The sequence below is a fragment of the Acidovorax sp. genome (genome assembly GCF_046314175.1).
Taxonomy (GTDB): Bacteria; Pseudomonadota; Gammaproteobacteria; order Burkholderiales; family Burkholderiaceae_C; genus Acidovorax.
The window spans coordinates 1-20,598 of sequence record NZ_JBKBXG010000066.1; the positions used below are offsets into that span (position 1 = coordinate 1).

Annotated in this window: 23 protein-coding genes; 16 read left to right on the forward strand and 7 right to left on the reverse strand. The window is 60.9% G+C overall.

What is annotated here, in order from left to right; genetic code table 11:
- From ACK4OE_RS17805 to bioB, 7 genes are all read left to right on the forward strand, one after another.
- Positions 1 to 953 (forward strand): acyl-CoA carboxylase subunit beta (locus tag ACK4OE_RS17805; RefSeq protein ID WP_409886584.1); only part of this gene is annotated, 953 nt, incomplete at its 5' end.
- Positions 954 to 1,108: 155 nt separating this feature from the next.
- Positions 1,109 to 3,157, forward strand: a complete 2,049-nt coding sequence (locus ACK4OE_RS17810; protein WP_409886586.1) for an acetyl-CoA carboxylase biotin carboxylase subunit — start codon at positions 1,109 to 1,111, stop codon at positions 3,155 to 3,157.
- Between the two features lie 11 nt (positions 3,158 to 3,168).
- The gene (locus ACK4OE_RS17815; RefSeq protein WP_409886588.1) at positions 3,169 to 4,014 is read left to right on the forward strand and encodes a YdcF family protein; all 846 of its coding nucleotides are present in this window, start codon (positions 3,169 to 3,171) and stop codon (positions 4,012 to 4,014) included.
- Between the two features lie 88 nt (positions 4,015 to 4,102).
- Positions 4,103 to 4,573, forward strand: a complete 471-nt coding sequence (locus tag ACK4OE_RS17820; RefSeq protein WP_409886590.1) for a VOC family protein — start codon at positions 4,103 to 4,105, stop codon at positions 4,571 to 4,573.
- A 200-nt stretch (positions 4,574 to 4,773) separates the two neighbouring features.
- Positions 4,774 to 5,274: a YegJ family protein gene (locus ACK4OE_RS17825; protein WP_409886592.1), complete on the forward strand. Its 501-nt coding sequence runs from the start codon at positions 4,774 to 4,776 to the stop codon at positions 5,272 to 5,274.
- A gap of 21 nt (positions 5,275 to 5,295) precedes the next feature.
- The gene (locus ACK4OE_RS17830) at positions 5,296 to 5,697 is read left to right on the forward strand and encodes a hypothetical protein (protein WP_409886594.1); all 402 of its coding nucleotides are present in this window, start codon (positions 5,296 to 5,298) and stop codon (positions 5,695 to 5,697) included.
- Between the two features lie 425 nt (positions 5,698 to 6,122).
- Positions 6,123 to 7,190: a biotin synthase BioB gene (gene bioB / locus ACK4OE_RS17835; protein WP_409886645.1), complete on the forward strand. Its 1,068-nt coding sequence runs from the start codon at positions 6,123 to 6,125 to the stop codon at positions 7,188 to 7,190.
- A gap of 55 nt (positions 7,191 to 7,245) precedes the next feature.
- On the opposite strand, the gene ACK4OE_RS17840 is transcribed toward bioB, so the two are convergent.
- The 7 genes from ACK4OE_RS17840 to ACK4OE_RS17870 all read right to left on the reverse strand — a co-directional run bounded on the left by ACK4OE_RS17840 (position 7,246) and on the right by ACK4OE_RS17870 (position 14,275).
- Positions 7,246 to 8,454, reverse strand: coding sequence for a two-component system response regulator (locus tag ACK4OE_RS17840; protein ID WP_409886596.1), 1,209 nt, complete (start codon positions 8,452 to 8,454; stop codon positions 7,246 to 7,248).
- Positions 8,455 to 8,475: 21 nt separating this feature from the next.
- Positions 8,476 to 11,496, reverse strand: a complete 3,021-nt coding sequence (locus ACK4OE_RS17845) for a response regulator (RefSeq protein ID WP_409886598.1) — start codon at positions 11,494 to 11,496, stop codon at positions 8,476 to 8,478.
- A gap of 37 nt (positions 11,497 to 11,533) precedes the next feature.
- On the reverse strand, positions 11,534 to 12,070 hold the full coding sequence (locus ACK4OE_RS17850) for a molybdopterin-dependent oxidoreductase (RefSeq protein WP_409886600.1): 537 nt from the start codon (positions 12,068 to 12,070) through the stop codon (positions 11,534 to 11,536).
- A gap of 185 nt (positions 12,071 to 12,255) precedes the next feature.
- The gene (locus ACK4OE_RS17855; RefSeq protein ID WP_409886602.1) at positions 12,256 to 12,606 is read right to left on the reverse strand and encodes a carboxymuconolactone decarboxylase family protein; all 351 of its coding nucleotides are present in this window, start codon (positions 12,604 to 12,606) and stop codon (positions 12,256 to 12,258) included.
- A 65-nt stretch (positions 12,607 to 12,671) separates the two neighbouring features.
- Positions 12,672 to 12,863, reverse strand: coding sequence for a DUF2892 domain-containing protein (locus tag ACK4OE_RS17860; protein WP_409886604.1), 192 nt, complete (start codon positions 12,861 to 12,863; stop codon positions 12,672 to 12,674).
- Between the two features lie 85 nt (positions 12,864 to 12,948).
- Complete coding sequence (locus tag ACK4OE_RS17865) at positions 12,949 to 13,329, reverse strand: rhodanese-like domain-containing protein (protein WP_409886606.1); 381 nt, start codon at positions 13,327 to 13,329, stop codon at positions 12,949 to 12,951.
- Between the two features lie 85 nt (positions 13,330 to 13,414).
- Complete coding sequence (locus tag ACK4OE_RS17870; protein WP_409886608.1) at positions 13,415 to 14,275, reverse strand: MBL fold metallo-hydrolase; 861 nt, start codon at positions 14,273 to 14,275, stop codon at positions 13,415 to 13,417.
- A gap of 100 nt (positions 14,276 to 14,375) precedes the next feature.
- Between ACK4OE_RS17870 and ACK4OE_RS17875 the strand changes: the two genes are divergently transcribed.
- The 9 genes from ACK4OE_RS17875 (at position 14,376) to ACK4OE_RS17915 (ending at position 20,579) form a co-directional block, all read left to right on the forward strand.
- Complete coding sequence (locus ACK4OE_RS17875) at positions 14,376 to 14,711, forward strand: ArsR/SmtB family transcription factor (protein ID WP_409886610.1); 336 nt, start codon at positions 14,376 to 14,378, stop codon at positions 14,709 to 14,711.
- Complete coding sequence (locus tag ACK4OE_RS17880) at positions 14,705 to 15,136, forward strand: YeeE/YedE family protein (protein ID WP_409886612.1); 432 nt, start codon at positions 14,705 to 14,707, stop codon at positions 15,134 to 15,136. Before ACK4OE_RS17875 ends, ACK4OE_RS17880 begins: the two co-directional genes overlap by 7 nt.
- A 33-nt stretch (positions 15,137 to 15,169) precedes the next feature.
- Positions 15,170 to 15,619 carry a DUF6691 family protein gene (locus tag ACK4OE_RS17885; RefSeq protein ID WP_409886614.1) on the forward strand — a complete coding sequence of 150 codons (450 nt, stop codon included), beginning with the start codon at positions 15,170 to 15,172 and terminating at the stop codon, positions 15,617 to 15,619.
- Position 15,620: 1 nt separating this feature from the next.
- Positions 15,621 to 15,965: a TIGR01244 family sulfur transferase gene (locus ACK4OE_RS17890; RefSeq protein WP_409886616.1), complete on the forward strand. Its 345-nt coding sequence runs from the start codon at positions 15,621 to 15,623 to the stop codon at positions 15,963 to 15,965.
- A 32-nt stretch (positions 15,966 to 15,997) separates the two neighbouring features.
- Entirely contained in the window at positions 15,998 to 17,743 is a 1,746-nt protein-coding gene (locus tag ACK4OE_RS17895; RefSeq protein WP_409886617.1) for a SulP family inorganic anion transporter, read from the forward strand.
- A gap of 89 nt (positions 17,744 to 17,832) precedes the next feature.
- Complete coding sequence (locus tag ACK4OE_RS17900; RefSeq protein ID WP_409886619.1) at positions 17,833 to 18,147, forward strand: DUF5710 domain-containing protein; 315 nt, start codon at positions 17,833 to 17,835, stop codon at positions 18,145 to 18,147.
- Positions 18,148 to 18,245: 98 nt separating this feature from the next.
- A complete protein-coding gene (locus tag ACK4OE_RS17905) occupies positions 18,246 to 18,830 on the forward strand; it encodes a VC1465 family Xer recombination activation factor (protein ID WP_409886621.1) in 585 nt (194 codons plus the stop codon).
- Positions 18,831 to 19,138: 308 nt separating this feature from the next.
- The gene (locus tag ACK4OE_RS17910) at positions 19,139 to 19,378 is read left to right on the forward strand and encodes a hypothetical protein (protein WP_409886623.1); all 240 of its coding nucleotides are present in this window, start codon (positions 19,139 to 19,141) and stop codon (positions 19,376 to 19,378) included.
- 400 nt (positions 19,379 to 19,778) lie between these two features.
- On the forward strand, positions 19,779 to 20,579 hold the full coding sequence (locus tag ACK4OE_RS17915; RefSeq protein WP_409886625.1) for an SDR family NAD(P)-dependent oxidoreductase: 801 nt from the start codon (positions 19,779 to 19,781) through the stop codon (positions 20,577 to 20,579).
- The last annotated feature ends 19 nt before the right edge of the window (positions 20,580 to 20,598 follow it).

Genomic DNA, 20,598 nt, shown 5'->3' on the forward strand with positions numbered 1-20,598 from the left:
GCCCCGAGGTGGTCAAGACCGTGACGCACGAAGAAGTCACCGCCGAGGAACTGGGCGGCGCCGTGACGCACACCACCAAGAGCGGTGTGGCCGACATGGCGTTCGAGAACGACGTGGAGGCGCTGATGATGCTGCGCCGCCTGTACAACTACCTGCCGCTCAACAACCGCGAAAAGGCCCCCGTCCGAAAGAGCAACGACCCGGCCGACCGCATGGACCTGAGCCTGGACACCCTGGTGCCCGCCAACGCCAACCAGCCCTACGACATGAAGGAGCTGATCGTCAAAACCGTGGACGACGGCGACTTCTTTGAGCTGCAGCCCGAGTACGCCAAGAACATCGTCATCGGCTTCGCCCGCATGGAAGGCCAGACCGTCGGCATCGTCGCCAACCAGCCGCTGGTACTGGCGGGCTGCCTGGATATCAAGTCGAGCATCAAGGCCGCGCGTTTTGTGCGCTTTTGCGATGCGTTCAACATCCCGGTCGTCACGTTTGTGGACGTGCCCGGCTTCATGCCCGGCACCAGCCAGGAGTACGGCGGCATCATCAAACACGGCGCCAAGCTGCTCTACGCGTACGCCGAGTGCACCGTGCCCAAGATCACCGTCATCACCCGCAAGGCGTACGGCGGCGCGTATGACGTGATGAGCAGCAAACACCTGCGCGGCGACGTGAACCTGGCCTGGCCTAACGCCGAAATCGCGGTGATGGGCGCCAAGGGCGCGGTGGAAATCATCTTCCGTGAAGACAAGAACGACCCGGTGAAGCTGGCTGCACGCGAGGCGGAATACAAAGAGCGTTTTGCCAACCCGTTTGTGGCGGGGGCGCGGGGCTTTATTGACGACGTGATCCTGCCGCACGAAACGCGCAAGCGCATTTGTCGGTCGCTGGTGATGTTGCGCGACAAGAAGCTCGAAAACCCCTGGCGCAAGCACGGCAACATTCCCCTTTGAGCGGCACTGCCACAGCCCTTGGGACGTCGTTGCCGGACCTTGTCGTAGCGCAGCTACTGCCTGCGGTCCGGCGCCTAGCCCCAACCGCTTCGCTGGGCTGTGCCAGCACCTAACCCAACACGTTTCGGGTAAGAGCCCTTGGAAAGAGACACAACATGTTCACCAAAATCCTGATCGCCAACCGTGGCGAAATCGCCTGCCGAGTGATTGCAACGGCCAAAAAAATGGGCATCGCCACCGTTGCCGTCTACTCCGACGCCGACAAGGAAGCCCGCCACGTCAAGCTAGCGGACGAGGCCGTCAACATCGGCCCCGCACCCAGCCGCGAGAGTTATCTGCAAGCCGAAAAAATCATTGCCGCCTGCAAGCAAACGGGTGCCCAGGCCGTGCACCCCGGCTATGGCTTCCTCTCCGAGAACGAAGCCTTTGCCAAGCGCTGCGAAGACGAACTTATTGCCTTCATTGGCCCCAAGGCGCATTCGATTGCTGCCATGGGCGACAAGATCGCGTCCAAGAAGCTGGCCAACGAAGCCAAGGTCAACACGATCCCAGGCTACAACGATGCGATTGCAGGCCCCGAGCAGGCGGTCGAGATTGCCAAGGGCATTGGCTACCCCGTGATGATCAAGGCCTCGGCCGGCGGCGGTGGCAAGGGCCTGCGCGTGGCGTTCAACGACAAGGAAGCGTTTGAAGGCTTTGCCAGCTGCCAGAACGAGGCCCGCAATAGCTTTGGCGACGACCGCATCTTTATCGAGAAGTTTGTGCAGGAGCCGCGCCACATCGAGATCCAGGTGCTGGGCGATTCGCACGGCAACGTGATTTACCTGAACGAGCGCGAGTGCTCCATCCAGCGCCGCCACCAGAAGGTGATTGAAGAGGCGCCATCGCCCTTCATCAGCGATGCCACCCGCAAGGCCATGGGCGAGCAGGCCGTGCAACTGGCCAAGGCCGTGAAGTACCAGTCGGCAGGCACGGTGGAGTTTGTGGTCGGCAAGGACCAGGACTTCTACTTCCTCGAAATGAACACCCGCCTGCAGGTGGAGCACCCGGTGACGGAATGCATCACCGGCCTCGACCTCGTGGAGCTGATGATCCGCGTGGCGGCGGGCGAGAAGCTGCCCCTCACGCAAGCCGATGTGAAGCGCGACGGCTGGGCCATCGAGTGCCGCATCAACGCCGAAGACCCGTTCCGCAACTTCCTGCCTTCCACCGGCCGTCTGGTGCGCTTTCAGCCGCCGGAGGAATCGATGTTCCAGTCCGATACGACCAAGAAGCTGGGCGTGCGGGTGGACACGGGCGTGTACGAGGGCGGCGAGATCCCCATGTACTACGACTCGATGATCGCCAAGCTCATCGTGCATGGCACGGACCGCAACGATGCGATTGCCAAGATGCGCGCGGCGCTCAACGGGTTTGTGATTCGCGGCATCAGCAGCAACATCCCGTTCCAGGCGGCGCTGCTGGCGCACCCCAAGTTTGTGACGGGCGACTTCAACACCGGCTTCATCGCCGAGAACTACGGCAAGGGCTTCCACGCCGAAGACGTGCCGCACGCCGACCCGCTGTTTTTGGTGGCGCTGGCTGCGTTCATGAACCGCCGCTACCGCGCACGCGCCTCGGGCATCAGCGGGCAGCTGGCTGGGCACGAGGTGAAGGTGGGCGAGCAGTTTGTGGTGGTGACCCTGGGTGCTGAGGGGCAGAACCAGCACCATGAGGTGACGGTGTCTGACTTTGAAGATAAATCGGGCTCTAGCGCTGTACTGGTGGGCGGTACCAGCTATCAGATCAGTAGCAACGCCACACTGGGCCAGATTCGCGTTCAGGGCGCGTGCAACGGCCAGGGCTTTACCGCCCAGGTGGAACGCGGTGTAGGCAAGAACCCGCTGGCGCTGCGCATTGCACACAACGGCACGCAGATTGACGCGCTGGTGCTGTCGCCGCTGGGCGCGCGCTTGCACAAGCTCATGCCCTTCAAGGCGCCGCCGGACCTGTCCAAGTTTCTGCTCTCGCCCATGCCCGGCCTGCTGGTCGATGTGGCGGTGCAGCCAGGGCAGAAGGTGCAGGCCGGTGAAAAGCTGGCGGTCATTGAGGCCATGAAGATGGAGAACATCCTCTTTGCCGCGCAAGACGGCGTGGTGGGCAAGATCGCCGCAGGCAAAGGCGAATCGCTCAGCGTGGACCAGGTGATTCTGGAGTTCGTTTGAGCGAGACGGTGGTGCCAACCGTTACTGCCGCAGTCACCGTAAGCCGCCACCCCCCTGCGCGCAAGCTGCGCGGTGGATTGTGGGCGCGTGTCGGATGCTTGCTGGCAGGGGGCGTGCTGTTGGCAGACGCCCTGTGGTTGATGGCCCAGGGCTTTTTCATGGTTGGTGTGACCGTACCGGGCGCTTTGGGCTTGGCGCTGTGCTTGCTGGCCGTGTCGTGGCACCGCGTGCGGACCTGGCTGAACGGCAAAAGCTGGGGCAGGTGGTTGTGGCGGGCAGGGTGGTTGCTGCTTGCGGCATGGGTTGTAAGCGTGGCTGCGTTCTGGGCCTGGCTGGCTCAGCAAGTCCGCAGCTTTGAAGCCTCTGCAACCACCGCGTCGGTGCAAGCGATTGTGGTTCTTGGCAGCGGCACGCCCAACGGGCAACCATCACCTGCGCTGCGCGCCCGGCTGGACAAGGCGCGCGAGTTGGCCGCGCTCCATCCGCAGGCCTGGGTGGTGGTGTCGGGCGGCGTGGACTTTGGCGAGACGCTGAGCGAAGGCCAGGTGATGGGCAACTACCTGCGCGAGCAGGGCATGGCCCCCGGTCGCATCCTGCAAGAGGAGCGAAGCACGAGCACCGAGCTGAACCTGCAGTACAGCCTGCCTCTGCTGAATGAGCAGGGGCTTGGTCTGACCACCGCCGTGGCTGTGGTGACCAGCGACTTTCATACCGTGCGCGCTCAACGCATCGCGCGCAAGATCGGATTTACCCACGCCATTCCGGTGGCGGCACCCACGCCGCTTTACATCCGCTACAACGCTTGGCTGCGCGAGTATTTCGCCATGGTCAGCAGCTGGGCGCTGCGAGAGGTGTGAGCGGGCAAACACACAAAATACAAGCCAAATTGGCCTCTAGCGCCTATCCAAAAAGCGCTGATAGCTATCAAAACAGGAGTAAAAAGACATGACTGCCAGCACCCGCCCGTTCAAAGTCCTGGGCATCCAGCAGGTCGCCATTGGCGGCACCGACAAGCAGCGCATGAAAACCTTGTGGGTGGACATGCTGGGCCTCACGCAGACCGGCACGTTCCAGAGCGAGCGTGAAAACGTGGACGAAGACATCCTGTCCATGGGCAAGGGCGCGTTCAAGGTGGAGGTGGACATCATGCAGCCGCTGGACATCGAAAAAAAACCGGCGGTGCACACCACGCCGCTCAATCACATTGGCCTGTGGATTGACGACCTGCCGAAGGCCGTGGAATGGTTGACGGCCCACGGCGTGCGTTTTGCACCGGGCGGCATCCGCAAAGGAGCGGCGGGGTATGACATCACCTTTTTGCACCCCAAGAGCAATGAAGAATTTCCGATTGCAGGGGAGGGTGTGTTGATTGAGCTGGTGCAAGCGCCCGCTGAGGTGATCGCTGAGCTGGGCTGAAAAACAGCGGCTCCATGAAGCGTTGAGCGGCGACTAGACAGGGCGTGCAGCCACATAGCGCGCGTGGTCCGCGAAATCGCTGCTTTCAATCATTGCGCCTCGTTACTGCAGTAGCAGGGGCAGGCAAGGCGACTGGGGAATTCGCGCCCCCTTTGGGCTTTACATTCGCGGGTTCTTCACTCCGCCGTATGGAACTGCCCATGAAATTCCCAGTGCTTCCCCTCAGCGCCGTCTGTGTTCTGGCGGGCCTGTCTTGCCAAACCCTGGCCCAGGGCCAGGACGCGAAAATTCAGAACAAGGTCTACAACATCTCATCGCGGGACGCCGAGATGGAGGCAGCCATCGCCAAGGCGCGCGCCACGCTCGATGATTTTTTGAAGGTCCATGCGAAACCGCCAAAAGGCGCTGACGAGTTCAAGATTAAGGTGATGTTCACGGGCGGCGGTAACACCGAGCACATCTGGGTCACGCCTTTTGAGGCCACCAAAACGGGGTTCAAGGGCACTTTGGCGGGTGAGCCGCGATATGTGAAGCACCTTGCCAACGGGCAGGACGTGACATTCACCCGTGCAGACATCACAGACTGGGGCTATGCCCTCAATGGCAAGCAAAAGGGCAGCTACACCGTGTGCGTGATGTTCAACCACATGCCGGCGGCCGACGCCAACCGTTACCGGCGTGACTATGGGTTTGAGTGCTGAGACGGTGTGTGCGGAGCTTCTGTGAAATTCAGTTGCACTGGCTGCTTCGTTTCTGCCGACGGCCACCGGGTTGATCTCACCGTCAACAATGTGTCACAAGCCCAAGCAGCATGGGAAGGCCAGAACTGGTGCGATGAGGTGGCGCGGGCCGAAAACGTTACGGGCCAATTCCCTTGTGTTGGCTTTGTGCGCGCTGACGACCGATCCACCTATCTCAATATATCGGGCGAAGAGGGAGGCCGATTTCTGCTGATGCTGGAGGTAGTGGCCAAACCCGGTGTACTTGGCCTCTTCGGCCGTGAAGCAGTCGATCTTCATATCGATGGGGCGAGCGCGGATCAGGTACGCATGTTTGTCCACCAGTTTTTCACGTTGGATAAACCCGCTCTGTGCGCGTGGGCCAAGTTGGTGTCACAACGCTGAACGGAATGGCCGTTGAGTCGGCCCAACGTTGAAAAGAGCGTCTTTGGTAAACGACACCTGATCACTTCTTGCGAGAACACCGCGCATCGTCGGACGACTGGTTTAAAACTTATGACCCGGTTGGCATCCAATGCCGACCGTTGCGCGCATTGGAAGAATGCAACTTGTCAGGTGCAGCTAAAAAGCAGCATATGCAGCCCAAAAACCGTCATCTTTTCCGTGAATGGCAGCGCATTTGTCGTGCGTTAACGCAGCAATTTTGTTGGCACTTTTTGTGACCCTACGGCGTACTTTTGCGCCTGCTTTCGTCTCAAAATCCGCGCACCGCTGCAGCCCAGTGGTTCTGGGCCGTATGCCCGCCTCACAGCACTGCGCAATCGCCCGCCGTTTGCTGGAAGACGCAATAAAGGAAGAACACCATGTCCATGTCCACCTTGACTCCATCTCCCGTCGCCCAACCCGTGCAACTGCACCGCCGCGCTCCTGCTGCACATCCAGTGGCTGCAAACGCTTGGACGATCGACGCCATCCAGGCGCTGCTCGACAAGCCTTTGATGGACCTGCTGTTTGAAGCCCAGACTGTGCACCGCCAGCACTGGCCTGCGGGCGACATTGAGCTGGCCACGCTGTTGTCGGTCAAGACCGGCGGCTGCCCCGAAAACTGCGGCTACTGCCCGCAGGCGGCCGAGTTTGACACCGGCGTGAAGGCCGACAAGCTCATGGAAGTCGAAGAAGTAGTGCGCGCGGCGCAGGCCGCCAAGGACGCAGGCGCCACGAGGTTTTGCATGGGTGCCGCCTGGCGTGCGCCCAAGGACCGCGACATTGAGAAAGTCAGCGCGCTGATCGGTGCGGTGAAAGACCTGGGCCTGCAGACCTGCGCCACCCTGGGCATGCTCGAATCGCACCAGGCCCAGGCCCTCAAGGATGCGGGCCTGGACTACTACAACCACAACCTGGACACCGCCCCCGAGTACTACACCGACGTGGTGAGCACCCGCGCCTACCAGGACCGTCTGGACACCTTGCAGCATGTGCGCAGCGCGGGCATCAGCGTGTGCTGCGGCGGCATTGTGGGCATGGGCGAGGCGCCGGTGCACCGCGCTGGCCTGATCGCGCAGCTGGCCAACCTGCAGCCGTACCCCGAGTCGGTGCCCATCAACAGCCTGGTGCGCGTGCCCGGCACGCCCCTGGCTGACAGCGAGCCCATCGACCCGTTCGATTTTGTGCGCATGATCGCCGTGGCCCGCATCACCATGCCCAAGGCACGTGTGCGCTTGTCGGCAGGCCGCCAGCAAATGGGAGATGCGGTGCAGGCGCTGTGCTTCATGGCAGGCGCCAATTCGATTTTTTACGGCGACAAGCTGCTGGTGACCGGCAACCCGGATGTGCAGGCCGACGTGCAGCTGCTCGCCAAGCTGGGTTTGCAGGGGCACCAGACCACAAGCACATTGGAAAGCGGGGCCATAAAACAACCCGCAGGTGCCTGCGCCTGACGACTTTGCTGCTCCCCGGGCACGGCGCCCTTGCCACATTTGCCACCCCGTCGTTTTATCCGGGCTTACCCGCCTCTTTGTCTTCGCCGGTTTTGGCGATGTGTACGCTGTCTGTGGAAAGATCCTGCGCCAGGCGGTCCAGCTGAACCAGGAGAGCGTTTTCTCCATCGGCAAACTGCTGCGCAATGCGCCGGAATTCCTCAGACAGCGACAGGAAGGCGTCCACCATGTCGGGGTCGAAGTGGCTGCCTCGGCCATCGCGGATGATCTCTACCGCCATTTCATGGGGAAAAGCGGCCTTGTACACGCGTTCGGAGATCAGCGCGTCGTACACATCGGCCACAGCCATCAGCCGCGCCGACAGCGGAATCGTGTTGCCCACCAGCCCTTCGGGGTAACCTGATCCATCCCACTTTTCCTGGTGGCTGTAGGCGATTTCCTTGGCATAGCGAAAGAATGGGTTGTTCTGCGTGGTTTCGGTTTCTGCGGCCACGATGGCGTCCCGGCCCAGCGTGGTGTGCGTTTTCATGATCTCGAACTCTTCGGGCGTCAGCTTGCCCGGCTTGAGCAGGATGCGGTCGGGGATGCCCACCTTGCCAATGTCGTGCAGCGGGGCCGACTTGAATATCACCGGGATCGCTTCTTCCGTGAGTTCGTCGCGAAAGCGCGGGTGGTTTTGCAGCTTGCGCGCCAGGGCCTCCACGTAGTGCTGTGTGCGGCGGATGTGGTTGCCGGTCTCGTTGTCGCGCGTTTCGGCCAGAGACGCCATGGCGCGGATCGTGGCGTCCTGCAGTTCGGCCAGCGCGCGGGTGCGGTTGGCCACCTCCTGTTCCAGAAAGCTGTTGTGGTGTGCCAAATAGTCGCGAGCCCGCTTGAGCTGCAGGTGGTTGCGCACCCGGGCCATCACAATGGCGGGGTTGATGGGCTTGGTGATGTAGTCCACCGCGCCTAGCTCAAGCCCAATGCTTTCGTCCTCCGCCGCGCTCATGGCGGTCAAGAAGATCACCGGAATGTCTTCGGTGTCGGGGTTGAACTGCAGGCGGCGCAGCACCTCATAGCCGTCCATGTCCGGCATCATGATGTCCAGCAGGATGAGGTCCGGCTTGCTTTCGCCCGCCACGATCTGCAGCGCCCGCTCTCCGCTGGGAGCCAGTTTGACCTTGTAGTCCGAGCGCAGGAGATCGCTCATCAGCGAAAGGTTGTCTGGCGTGTCGTCAACGACCAGCACCGTGCACTTGCCGCTCAATTCCAATGGGTTATTCATGAACCGGGTCCTCCTTGTTGTTTATGTTGGGGATGGACTGGACTGGACTGCACGCAGCACCGCCAGTGCTTGCACAAAGTCGTAGCCGTCCAGCGCCCGCTTCATTTCTGCATGGGCGTCACCCACGAGCGCTTTCAGAGAAACCGAGGAATCCCTGAAGAGTTCGATGGCGTCGGAGTCATCGTCTGCGAGCAGTGACTCCAGGCGTGCCAGCAGTTCACGCCCAGCCTCTGCATCCAGCGGAGCATTAGCGCTGCCGGTTGTTGCACCATCGTCTTCCGGCGGCAAAGCGCGTTGCAGTGCGGTCACCAGGATTTGGCAGGCCCCATCGACGGGTTGCAGCAGTGCGTCCAGAGCGTCTGGCGTGGCGCCTTGGCCGATGGCGTGCTCCGCAGCCTGGGCAAGATCAGCCAAAGGAGTGGCGCCGATGGTGGCGGCTGTGCCTTTGAGGGTGTGCATCGCCCGCAATGCGTCGTCCCGTTGCCCTGCTGACAGCGCTGCACGGGTGTTTTGCACCGCCGCTGCTTGCCCTGCAACAAACTTGCGCAGCATTCCCTCGTACGCGCTGTGTTTACCCAGCACCCGCTTGAGGCCAGACGCCGCATTCAGCCCTGGGATGTCCCGAAGCGCTTCGCTCAGCGATGCAATCCCCGCACTTGCCGTTGGCCGCCTATCCACTTGGCCATCGGCGGTTTGGGTCTCGCGCGGGGCGATCCATTGCAGCAAGCTTGCAAACAGCTCGTGCGGGTCGATAGGCTTGGCCAGATGCCCGTTCATACCGGCTTCCAGGCACTGGTCCCGATCGCTGCTCATGGCGTTGGCGGTCATGGCCAGCACGGGCAGGCGGGCCCACGCCGGGTTTTCGCGCAGGTGGCGCGTTGCGGTCAAGCCATCCATGACGGGCATTTGCATGTCCATCAGCACGATGTCGTAGCTTGCCTGGCTCAACATATCGAGCGCCACCTTCCCATTTTCGGCCACGTCGACCACCAGGCCGGCGCCACTGAGAAGTTCGGCGCCCACTTGCTGATTGAGGTCGTTGTCATCCACCAGAAGCACCCGTGCTCCGCGAACCGCCGACATGTCCAGCGTGGCGCCGCTGTGATGCGCGCGCGGCGTTTCGCCAGCCGCGGGGCTGCCGCCCAGCGCGCGCATGGCGGTATCAAAAAGCTGAGAAGGGTTGACGGGCTTGGTCAGCATCAAGTCGATGCCTGCGCGGGTGAGTTCCTTGAACACATCCTCGCGACCATGCGAGGTGACAACCACGGATTGCGGTGGATGGGGCAGGCGTGCCAGCTGGCGGTGCGTTTCAAACCCGTCCATGCCTGGCATCTTCCAGTCGAGAAACGCAATATCAAAGGGGCGTCCCGCCGCGTCGGCCGCATGTGCCAGCGCTACGGCATCTTCGCCCGAACTGGCCGTGGCGACCACAAAACTCATGCTGCTGAGCAGGCCGGACAGAATCTGCCGCGCCTGTTCACTGTCGTCCACCACCAGCACGCGGCGTCCTCGCAAGTCGGGCTCGGGCAAGAGCGCACGCTGCCGGGCCACACCCAACCCCAGCCGCGCCGTGAACCAGAACGTGCTCCCTTGGCCCGGGGTACTTTGCACGCCCACGTCGCCGCCCATCAGGCCTGCTAGCTTCTTGGATATGGCAAGGCCCAAGCCGGTGCCGCCGTATTTGCGCGTGGTGGACGTATCGGCCTGCTCGAACGACCGGAACAGCCGCGACTGCTGCTCTTGCGTGAGCCCTATCCCGGTGTCATGCACGTCAAAGCGCAAAAGTATGCCCTGCACATCCCTGGACGCCTCATGAACGCGGATAATGATTTCGCCTTCGTCGGTGAACTTGACGGCGTTGTTGGCGTAGTTGACGAGGATCTGGCCCAGCCGCAACGGGTCGCCTCGCAGATCGTCGGGCAGGGCAGGGTCCACATCGAACATCAGCTCCAGCCCCTTGCCAGAGCACTTCTGGCCGATCAGGTTGGCCACGTTATCCAGCACGCTGCGCAGGTCGAAATCAACCACCTCGACTTCCAGCTTGCCCGCCTCGATCTTGCTGAAATCCAGAATGTCATTGATCAACCCAAGCAAGTGCTGGCCTGAACGCTGTATTTTTTCGACATAGTCGCGCTGGCGGGGCGTGAGGTCGGTGCCCAAGGCAAGATGGCTCATACCAATCACTGCGTTCATGGGGGTGCGGATCTCGTGACTCATGTTGGCCAGGAAGTCGGACTTCATCTGGGACGCGTCCTCTGCCTTGGCTCTGGCAATCTCCAGCTCTTTTTCGTGCTCGCGCAGGGCCACATTCAGCTCCTGCAACTCGGCAGTGCGCTGGGCAACCCTGGCCTCCAGAGCTTCTTCGTTCCGCTTCAATGCCTGCACCAGCTCTGCCTGCGCGGCCAGGGCGATGGTTTTGGCCTTTTCCCGCTTGAGGAACTGCCGCGCCATGGCAAAGGCCAGCAAAAAGGTCAGCACGGCCTGGAACGCTGTGAGCCCCGTGGTCAACAGGGTCTGGTGCTTGACTTCGGCATTGCGTGTGTCGCCCAGCAATGCCGATACACGCGAGGCGTTGAGCGAGAGCTCTTGCACCGTCTCACGCAAAGTATCCAGCTCTGCGCGCAACAAGAGCATGTTCTTTTGCGTGGAGACGGGGTCTACGCTGTGGCCAAAGTAGTTGTCGCCTGCCGCCACAAATTTTTGCAGGTCGGCCAACGCCTTGCCGTAAATGGCTTCTCCCTGCATCAGGGTGCGCGCGGTACCGCTTTCCAGCGCGCTGAATCGGCTCAGAAAAAGGTCATAACGCAGTTCCAGCCGATCCAGCGGCAGGCTGGCTGGGTCCAGAGCGAACTGGTGCAACGCGTGGTCGAGTTTTTCGTATTCGACATTGAGCTGCAGAAACGACCAGAGCGCATTCACATCGCCCCGGCGCATAACCGCCTCAACACTGCGGTATTGGTGGTACTGAACCGCGGCAATGGCGACGTAAGCCACCATCAGGCCCGCAATGATCAGCCGCAGAATATGTTTGCTGCGCAGCATGCGTTGAGGGCCTGCTTCCGGGGCGAGTTAGTGTCAGTTACTTGATTCTGAGAGCGTTCAGTTGCCAGGCCGCCCGGTTGTAGTACAGCTCGGTACGCAACTCTGCCTTGGCGTCAAACGGGAACACGATGAACAGCGGGCCCTTTTCGCGCACCGGCATGGCGCGGTTGTTCATACGCCGGGCAATGATGACGTCGTGCCGACTGGCATCGTCAAAAGGAATCTCGGTTTTGTAGTCGTTCAGGGCGACTGCCGTGATATTGGTGCCCTTGGCGCCGACAGCCGCCAACACATCCCGCAACAGGGGGCCGGTAAAAGTCACTGCGTCCGGGTACCAGGGCGTCTTGGTCGAGAAGGTGTGCTGGGGCAGCTTTTCCAGCATCTTCATGTCGAACTGCGCCTGCTGGCCCGCGTTGGTCTGGGTGATGTTGCCCCCAATGGTCAGGATCACCCGCTCGGAGGGTTTGTCGAGCGCATAGGCAGTAGTGCCAACCAGTGCACCTGTACTGATGGCAATACCGCTAATCACACGGGCTGCAAGGCGTGCTGCGGACGGTGTGGTGATTGCGAACATGTCGACCTCCCCCTTTGATTGCAACAGTCTGATGGACGGTTGGTCAAAATGTAAACTGATTTCTTACAACCTGTGGCTGTTTCAGCGTGAGAGGTGCTGTTTGAGCGTTGACGAACCGGCGATGTACCCACCAAGAAAAGAGCGCGCGCCCGCTATCGGCTTGTCGCGCAGGCAGGCTGGCTCTCTCAGACGCCCTGAGCCATGTCGTCCCAGGCTTTCAGTGCTTCTGCCGTGTACATCAGGGCGGGCCCGCCGCCCATGTATATACACACGCCCAGCATCTCCTCCACCTCAGCGCGTGTTGCTCCCAGCTTTTGCAGCGCTTTGACATGAAAACCAATACAGCCAGAGCAGCGTTGGGTAACCCCGATTGCCAGGGCAATGAGCTCTTTGTGTTTGCTGCTTAGCGTACCGTCTGCCATGGACGCCTGCGCCAGCTGAGCAAAGCCCCGCATGGTGTCAGGCTGAGCTTTGCGAAATGTGGTCAGGCTCTCGTTGATCCCTTGAATGAGCCCTGCGTGGTCGAACGTACTCATCGAAATTCCTTGCTGACAGATGTAGATGGGGGCAGCGCCAACGGGCGAGGCAGTGCCTCAGTTGCCTATTTGTTCATGGGGCAGGTGTTGATGCCCAGCAGCGTGTAAGCGGGGCAAAAACGAAACAGGCCGGTGGCCAAGGGAACCGCGCCCAGCCAACCCCACCATCCCACGGTGCCTGTGGCGGCTAGCGCGATCAGAACCAAGCCTGCCACGATACGCAATACCCGATCCACGGTTCCAACATTGATCTTCATAGTGATTCCTTTGGGTGACATCGCCCCAGGATTTGGAGGGCTTTCTTGCACAAGAGGTGGCGAGCCGAACTGCTGCGCCATCCGGTTAGTCAAACGAGGGCGCCAGAGGCGACACCACAGGAAGGCCAGCTGCCAACCAGGCATCAAAGCCCCCCGCAATGGACTGCACCTGCAGGTAGCCCATGTCGCGCATGGCACAGGCCGCCAGTGCTGCGCGTCCGCTGGTCTTGCAATAGACGACCACTTTCAAATCGCGGGACGTGAGTTCGGGCGTGCTGCTGAGCTTGAATTCAAGCACCCCTCGCGATGCGTGGATGGCGCCGGGGATATGACCGGCCTGGTACTCGTCGGCCTCTCGCACGTCGATCAGCACATCGGCAGCTCGAATCGCTTCTTCAGCGTGCTCCAGCGCAACTTCATGCACGCGAGACTTGGCTGCTGTGACCAGATCATGGGCAGTTTTCATGGGCTATCCTTTGAGTGGAAGGGCGGGGCGGTCAGTTGATGTTGTTCCATCTGCTGCATCTGGCGATTGCGCCAGAGCCAGGGTGTCACAGTGCATTGACCGGGATCTTGAGATAGGTCACACCATTGGCCTCTGCAGGGGGCATTTCGCCGGCGCGAATATTCACCTGAACCGACGGCAGGATCAGCACCGGCATCTCCAGCGTGGCGTCGCGCCGGGTGCGCAGCTCCACAAACGCTTCTTCGGTCACGCCATCGTGGACGTGGATGTTGTGCGCGCGCTGGTCGGCCACCGTGGTTTGCCATGTGGCTTCGCGTCCAGACGGCGGGTAGTCATGGCACATAAAGAGGCGCGTTTGCGCCGGCAGGCTGAGTAGTTTGCGCATCGACTGGTACAGCGTGTGCGCGTTGCCCCCCGGAAAGTCGCAACGCGCAGTGCCCACATCCGGCATGAACAAGGTGTCGCCCACAAACACCGCATCGTCCACCTGGTAGGCCATGCATGCAGGGGTATGGCCTGGCACGGCGAGCGCTTTGGCGGTCAACTGACCAATGCGGAACACCTCTTCGTCATGCAGCAATTGGTCAAACTGGCTGCCGTCCGGGCGAAATTCTGGCTCCAGGTGGAAGACGCCTTTGAACACGTCCTGCACCTTGGTGATCGCCGCACCAATGGCAATCTTGCCGCCCAGCTTTTTGCGCAGGTAGTGGGCAGCCGACAAGTGGTCTGCGTGCGCGTGGGTTTCCAGAATCCACTGCACGGTCAGGTTGCGGCTTTGCACGAACTCGATCAGTCGTTCGGCCGAATTGGTTTTGGTTCTGCCTGATTTCGGGTCGTAGTCGAGTACCGAATCCACCAGCGCGCAATGGCCGCCGGGCTGGTCGAAGACCACATAGCTCACCGTCCAGGTGGCGTCATCAAAGAAGGCTTGTATCTGCGGCTTCATGGTTTGCTCCGTGTGTTTCGATTGCGATTTTTATAGTTTATTGACAAATAGATTGTCAGTCAATAGAATATCGACAACGAAATCAAATGGAGCGCACACCATGCTCGCAGACACCCCCATAGACCTTGAAAGCCTGCGCCGGTCGGCAGACAGTGCTTGCCGACTGATGAAAGTGTTGTCCAACCCCGACCGCCTGCTGCTGCTGTGCCAGCTCAGCCAGGGCGAGAAGCGGGTAGGGGAGCTGGAGGAGCTGGTGGGCATCTCTCAGCCGACGCTGTCCCAGCAGCTCGGGGTGCTGCGCGAAGAGGGCCTCGTAAACACCCGGCGGGAAGGAAAAAACATTTACTACGAGATCGCCAGCCCCCAGGCGCTTGCAGTGATGAACGTGCTGTTTGAACAATTTTGCGACCCCGCCAAGGAGAACCCCACATGCTGATCGATTGGAATAATTTCACCCCCTGGGCTGCTTTGGCAGGGGGCGTTCTGCTGGGCCTGGCCTCTGCAGCGTTTGTTCTCATCAACGGCCGCATCCTGGGTATCAGTGGCATCGTAGGCGGCTTGCTGCGCCCGCGCGCAGGCGATATCGGTTGGCGTGTGGCATTTGTACTGGGCATGCTGGCGGCCCCGGCGCTCTATTGGCTGGTGGCTGGTCCCACGCAACCACGCATTGATGCCAGTTGGGCGATGGTGGTGGTGGCAGGCCTTTTGGTAGGAGTCGGCACGCGGTATGGATCGGGTTGCACCAGTGGCCACGGGGTGTGTGGGCTCTCTCGCATGTCACCTCGTTCTTTGGTAGCCACCTTGGCCTTCATGGGCGCCGGTTTCGTCACCGTGTACCTCATTCGCCACGCACTGGCTTAAGCCGCAACAACGTCATCGGAGGATGAGATGAAGATGAAAAGCAGAATTTCAGAATTTTTGGTGGGCCTGGTTTTTGGCTTGGGCCTCATCGTGTCAGGCATGACAGACCCCGGCAAAGTGCTCGGATTTCTGGACCTTGCCGGGTTGTGGGACCCTTCACTGGCGTTTGTGATGGGCGGTGCCATTGCAGTAGGCATCTTTGCCTTTGCCGTGGCGCGCAAGCGCACAACCAGTTTTTTGGGCGGCGCCATGCATTTACCCACGTCCCGCGACATTGACCGCCGTCTGGTGATTGGCAGCCTTGTTTTTGGTGCGGGCTGGGGCATTGCAGGTTTTTGCCCTGGCCCCGCTATCGTGTCCGCAGCGGCAGGGCAGCCCAAGGCCATCGCCTTTGTGGTGGCGATGCTGGCTGGCATGTGGCTGTTTGAAATTGCCGAAAGCCGGTTGCGCAACGGCAGCACGCACAACACGGGAGCACGCTGAAATGGGCCTGCAAGTCATCGCATTGACGCCTGAATTTGCTGTGTCGCCCCAGTTGTCGGTCAGTGATTTCGCTGCGGTAGCCGCCCAAGGGTTCACGACCGTGATCAACAACCGCCCGGATGGCGAGGGTGGGGGAGAGCAACCTACCAGCCCGGAGCTGCAGCGCGCTGCCCATTTGGCCGGGCTGAACTATGTCTATTTGCCCGTGGTCAGCGGGTCCATCACGGCGACGCAAGTGCAAACCATGCGCGATGCGCTGGCGTCGGCGCCGGGGCCAACGCTTGCTTTTTGCAGATCAGGCGCGCGGTCTGCGCAGCTATACGGCCTTACGCAATCACAAGACTGAGCGCGTTTGCAGTCACACCGAGCACCATCACCATGAACATTGTCCCCACCTGGATGCGCGGTTACCAAAAGGCCTGGCTCTCGGGTGATATCGTCGCCGGGGTGATCGTGACGGTCATGTTGATTCCCCAGAGCCTGGCGTATGCACTGCTCGCCGGGTTGCCGCCTGAAGTGGGGTTGTACGCCAGCATCCTTCCCATCATTGCCTATGCGTTGCTAGGCTCAAGCATGACCCTGGCGGTAGGCCCGGTGGCTGTGGCGTCGCTCATGACGGCCAGTGCGCTGCAACCGCTTGCTGCGGCAGGGACGGCGGACTACATCGCTCTGGCCATGCTGCTCTCCCTTTTGTCGGGTGGCATGCTCCTGCTGTTTGGGGCGCTGCGGCTGGGCTTTCTGGCCCACTTTCTCAGCCACCCGGTGATCAGCGGGTTTATTTCGGGCTCGGCCATCCTGATTGCGGTGGGGCAGGTCAAGCACCTGCTGGGCGTGAAAGCAGGGGGTACCGACGTGCTGGACACCGTTGCTCAGCTGGTGCGCGCAGTGCCGCACACCAATGGAGTCACCTTGGGCATTGGTGCGGGCAGCGTGGTCTTTTTGTTGCTGGCCCGCAAATATCTGGCGGCTTGGCTGGTGCGCGCCGGTGCAAGCGCCAAGCTGGCTGACATTGCCGCAAAGCTGTCTCCGATGCTGGCCGTCGTTGTTTCGACTGCACTGGTGGCCACTTTGCGATGGGATCAGACCGCAGGCGTCAGCATCGTGGGTGCAGTGCCGCAGGGCCTCCCCACCTTGGCGTTGCCTGAAGTGTCCTTGTCCGCCATCGGACAGCTCTGGCTTCCTGCCTTGCTTATTTCGTTGGTGGGCTTTGTGGAGAGTGTTTCGGTAGCGCAGTCACTTGCGCTCAAGCGCCAGCAGCGCATCAGTCCCAACCGCGAACTACTCGGCCTGGGTGCCGCCAACGTGGCCAGTGCCGTATCCGGAGGGTTTCCCGTTACCGGCGGTTTTGCGCGGTCCGTAGTCAATTTCTCGGCAGGGGCCAACACTCCGCTGGCCGGCGTGATCTCCGCCGTGCTGATGGGCGCCGTGATTGCGGCGCTGACCGGCTTGTTCCACTATTTGCCACACGCAGTGCTCGCCGCCACCATCATCGTGGCCGTGGTCTCGTTGATTGACCTGGACACCCTGCGCGAAGCGTGGCACTACGACAAGGCTGACGCTTTGTCCTTGCTGGCCACTGCGGGCGGTGTCATCGCCTTTGGCGTCGAGGCGGGCATTTTGATGGGCGTTGGGTTGTCCCTGGGCACGCTGGTATGGCGCAGCAGCCACCCGCATATCGCCGTGGTGGGGCGCGTACCCGGCACGGAGCACTTTCGCAATGTCGCGCGTCACCCGGTCGTAACCGAACCTGGACTCGTTGCCGTGCGGGTTGACGAAAGCCTGTACTTTGCAAACTCGGACGTTTTGCAGGACACCGTCGAATCGCTGGTCGCCGCCCAGCCAAAAGTCCGGTATGTATTGCTGGTGTGCTCGGCCATCAACCAGGTTGATACCACCGCGCTGGGCGTGCTGACCAACATGGAGCGCAGCCTGTCTCAGCGCGGCGTCGCGCTTTTGCTGGCCGAAGTCAAAGGACCGGTGGTTGACCGGCTGCGTAGCACTCCGCTGGGTGAGCGGCTGCAGGGAAGGGTGTTTTTGAGTACCCACCAAGCCTTCGTATTCGTGCACCAAAATACCGCGCTGCGCCCAGGTGGTGCCGATGGGTTGATCGTTTCGTCAAGCTGATCGTTTGCTTCGTGGTTCGGTTGTTCGGTGGTTCGGTGGTTCGGGTTGTAATCCCGGGTACCTCCAATGAGATTACGTTTGAACTGTCCATGCGCATCAACCTGACCACACCATTCGCCGAAAAAGACGCAGCCAAGGCGCTCGGTGCCCGCTGGGATTCGGCGCGCAAGATCTGGTACGTCGTGGACCCGGAGGACCTCGCACCGTTCATGCGCTGGATTCCGGATCTGGATATGGCCCAGGAAGGCACACCGTCCAATAGCGAAGCGTCAAAGTCCAAGCCCTCCAAGACTGGAGCAAAGACAAATGACAAGCCCAGCGTGATTACAGGGCCTGCGGGCGGCGTTGCTCAATGCGGCTGCGATGTATTGCCCTGGGCAGACTGCGTACACACAGCCGGGTGAGCGCTAGACAAGCTCTTGAATAAATCTGCTCGATCCGCACGAATGATTTTACATAATATACATCGTATCTACTAAAACGTAAGCATGGGCTGCGGCGCATGGATGCGGATTCGCGCCGGGAATTGGCCTACCGCTTCAAAACCATGTACCGCAGCCTCGGCCTGAACGTCGAGACCTGCGCGGAGTTTCTTCACGTCACTGAGCGCACTTTACGTAATTGGGAGTCTGGCAAACACGAGATCCCTTTTTCGGCCTACAAGCTGCTGCGCTTGATGACCGGCATGGAGATGCCTGGGCCCACCTGGAATGGCTGGAGCTTTCACAGCGGCAAGCTCTGGTCACCTGAGGGCCACGGCTTTGATGGCCATGACTGTTCCGACTGGCATCTTTTGGTCAGACAAGCTCAGTTCTTTCCAGTGATGTTGCGACGTGTCGGCGAGCTCGAAGCCATGCTCATGACACGCACAGGTGCCGAAGGCGCAGCGCGCGCCGCAGCCGGGCAAGCGGAGCGCCGCGCGGTGGCGGCGGGCGAAGCGACTCGCCACCCGGCCGTGGCCGGGGGGCGGCGCGAAGCGCCGGCCCTAGATTTATCCCTAAGACACTTTGGCACAAGTAATTTAAGTTTTGCGGCAAACGCTGGCTCTTACGCTATGAAACCTGTAGCGCTCAAGGTGGGATCGTGAGGCGCAGGGTGCGTTTCGTGTCCGGTGGTCTGGCCTCTGCCATGTCAAAGCCAATTGGCAAAGCTCCGGGTGAGGCTTTGCCTCTGACAGAGACAGTTATGGATGGGGATGGGCCTCGGACGCGTGCTCGCACGACTCTGACCTTGATAGAGCGGCTTTTAGTTCGGGGCGGTGCCATGCCTGCCCCTGCCCCAGTTCCAGCGCCCAAGAAGCGCGGACGGCCTCGCAAAGAGGCGAAATAGACCGGGGGATGCGGGTGGTGGAACACCCGGCCCCCTGACCAAACCCAACTAAGTAGGAGTTGAAAAATGGCTGACACCGATTCTAGTTACATCGAGCTGGCACACCTGACCCGCCTGGCTGAATTCAAGCGTGCGTCGGATGGGCTCTTTGATCTGAGCTGCGAGATTGATTCATTGGCCCAGGTGGCCTCAAGTGATGAATCCTCGCCCTACTACCACCTGGGCTCTTTGCTGCTGCGCTTCTCTGGCCGCCTGAGAGACCGGGTAGGTCAGCTACAAGAGCTGGCTGTTAAGGCCTCTTCATGAGACCTCCAAAACCGCCATCTAGGCCAGCTTGGTTACCTGAGCACCGGGGTATGGGGCCTCGCCCCATGGTGAACCTGCGATCTGAGCCTGTACCGCCTGAGAAAGGGCTTGTTGTTGGCATGGTGGAACTCCCCTGCCCTCAATACCCGCCTGTGATGGTCGATCAATCCAGCGAAGCGGCGGACGTTCGTCCGGGGAGATATTCGCGGGGCGGTCTCGCTGCAAACGACGGGACTTATTCGCGCCATGATGAAAAAAATGGCCCTGAGATAACTTGAACCCTTTTTTTAAGTCCAATTGAAGATTATTATCTGGAGGAGTGAAGATAATGGCTTATACATCGTATAAAGTCATTGAAGGTGCATGCCATGCCACCAGACAGCCGCTAACATCCACTCCCATGACCATTTCCACCACTGCACCTTCCAAGTCTTCTTCCATCCACTTTGGCCACCAGGGCCGCGTCTGCATCGTCACCGGTGGCGCGCAAGGCATTGGCGAGGCCTGCGTGCGGCGTTTCGCGGCCGACGGCGCCAAACCGGTGATTGTTGATGTGGACGACGCGCGCGGCCAGGCACTGGCGCAAGAGCTGGGTGCGCTGTACGTGCGCTGCGATGTGGGCGACAAGTCGCAGGTGGATGCGCTGGTAGCGCAGACGCTGGCGGCGCATGGCCGCATCGACGTGCTGGTGAGCAACGCGGGCATCTTTCGGGCGGCAGACTTTCTGGACGTGACCGAGGCGGACTTTGATGCCGTGCTGCGGGTCAACCTCAAGGGCTCGTTCCTGGTGGGCCAGGCAGTGGCACGGGCCATGGTCGCCTCCGGTGGCGGCTCTATCGTCAACATGAGTTCGGTCAACGGCGTTCTGACCATCCCCAACATTTCCAGCTACAACGTGAGCAAAGGCGGCGTTAACCAGCTCACACGGGTGATGGCGCTCGCGCTGGCCGACAAAAATATCCGTGTGAATGCCGTGGCCCCCGGCACCATCGCCACCGAGCTGGCCGCCAAGGCGGTGCTGACCAGCGATGAGGCCAAGAACAAGATCATGAGCCGCACCCCCATGAAACGCCTGGGCGAGCCGTCGGAGATTGCCGATGTGGTGGCCTGGCTGGCCAGCGACGCTGCCAGCTACGTAACTGGCGAGATCGTGACCGTGGACGGCGGGCGCATGACGTTGAACTACACGGTCCCCGTCTGATTCAGCCGGAAACTACTGC

Excerpts from the sequence above, each read along its gene's own strand:
- ACK4OE_RS17810 (WP_409886586.1), top strand. The coding sequence starts at position 1,109 with ATGTTCACCAAAATCCTGATCGCCAACCGTGGCGAAATCGCCTGCCGA.
- ACK4OE_RS17820 (WP_409886590.1), top strand. The coding sequence starts at position 4,103 with ATGACTGCCAGCACCCGCCCGTTCAAAGTCCTGGGCATCCAGCAGGTC.
- ACK4OE_RS17825 (WP_409886592.1), top strand. The coding sequence starts at position 4,774 with ATGAAATTCCCAGTGCTTCCCCTCAGCGCCGTCTGTGTTCTGGCGGGC.
- bioB (WP_409886645.1), top strand. The coding sequence starts at position 6,123 with ATGTCCACCTTGACTCCATCTCCCGTCGCCCAACCCGTGCAACTGCAC.
- ACK4OE_RS17840 (WP_409886596.1), bottom strand. The coding sequence starts at position 8,454 with ATGAATAACCCATTGGAATTGAGCGGCAAGTGCACGGTGCTGGTCGTT.
- ACK4OE_RS17845 (WP_409886598.1), bottom strand. The coding sequence starts at position 11,496 with ATGCTGCGCAGCAAACATATTCTGCGGCTGATCATTGCGGGCCTGATG.
- ACK4OE_RS17850 (WP_409886600.1), bottom strand. The coding sequence starts at position 12,070 with ATGTTCGCAATCACCACACCGTCCGCAGCACGCCTTGCAGCCCGTGTG.
- ACK4OE_RS17855 (WP_409886602.1), bottom strand. The coding sequence starts at position 12,606 with ATGAGTACGTTCGACCACGCAGGGCTCATTCAAGGGATCAACGAGAGC.
- ACK4OE_RS17860 (WP_409886604.1), bottom strand. The coding sequence starts at position 12,863 with ATGAAGATCAATGTTGGAACCGTGGATCGGGTATTGCGTATCGTGGCA.
- ACK4OE_RS17865 (WP_409886606.1), bottom strand. The coding sequence starts at position 13,329 with ATGAAAACTGCCCATGATCTGGTCACAGCAGCCAAGTCTCGCGTGCAT.
- ACK4OE_RS17870 (WP_409886608.1), bottom strand. The coding sequence starts at position 14,275 with ATGAAGCCGCAGATACAAGCCTTCTTTGATGACGCCACCTGGACGGTG.
- ACK4OE_RS17875 (WP_409886610.1), top strand. The coding sequence starts at position 14,376 with ATGCTCGCAGACACCCCCATAGACCTTGAAAGCCTGCGCCGGTCGGCA.
- ACK4OE_RS17880 (WP_409886612.1), top strand. The coding sequence starts at position 14,705 with ATGCTGATCGATTGGAATAATTTCACCCCCTGGGCTGCTTTGGCAGGG.
- ACK4OE_RS17885 (WP_409886614.1), top strand. The coding sequence starts at position 15,170 with ATGAAAAGCAGAATTTCAGAATTTTTGGTGGGCCTGGTTTTTGGCTTG.
- ACK4OE_RS17890 (WP_409886616.1), top strand. The coding sequence starts at position 15,621 with ATGGGCCTGCAAGTCATCGCATTGACGCCTGAATTTGCTGTGTCGCCC.
- ACK4OE_RS17895 (WP_409886617.1), top strand. The coding sequence starts at position 15,998 with ATGAACATTGTCCCCACCTGGATGCGCGGTTACCAAAAGGCCTGGCTC.
- ACK4OE_RS17900 (WP_409886619.1), top strand. The coding sequence starts at position 17,833 with ATGCGCATCAACCTGACCACACCATTCGCCGAAAAAGACGCAGCCAAG.
- ACK4OE_RS17905 (WP_409886621.1), top strand. The coding sequence starts at position 18,246 with ATGGATGCGGATTCGCGCCGGGAATTGGCCTACCGCTTCAAAACCATG.
- ACK4OE_RS17910 (WP_409886623.1), top strand. The coding sequence starts at position 19,139 with ATGGCTGACACCGATTCTAGTTACATCGAGCTGGCACACCTGACCCGC.
- ACK4OE_RS17915 (WP_409886625.1), top strand. The coding sequence starts at position 19,779 with ATGACCATTTCCACCACTGCACCTTCCAAGTCTTCTTCCATCCACTTT.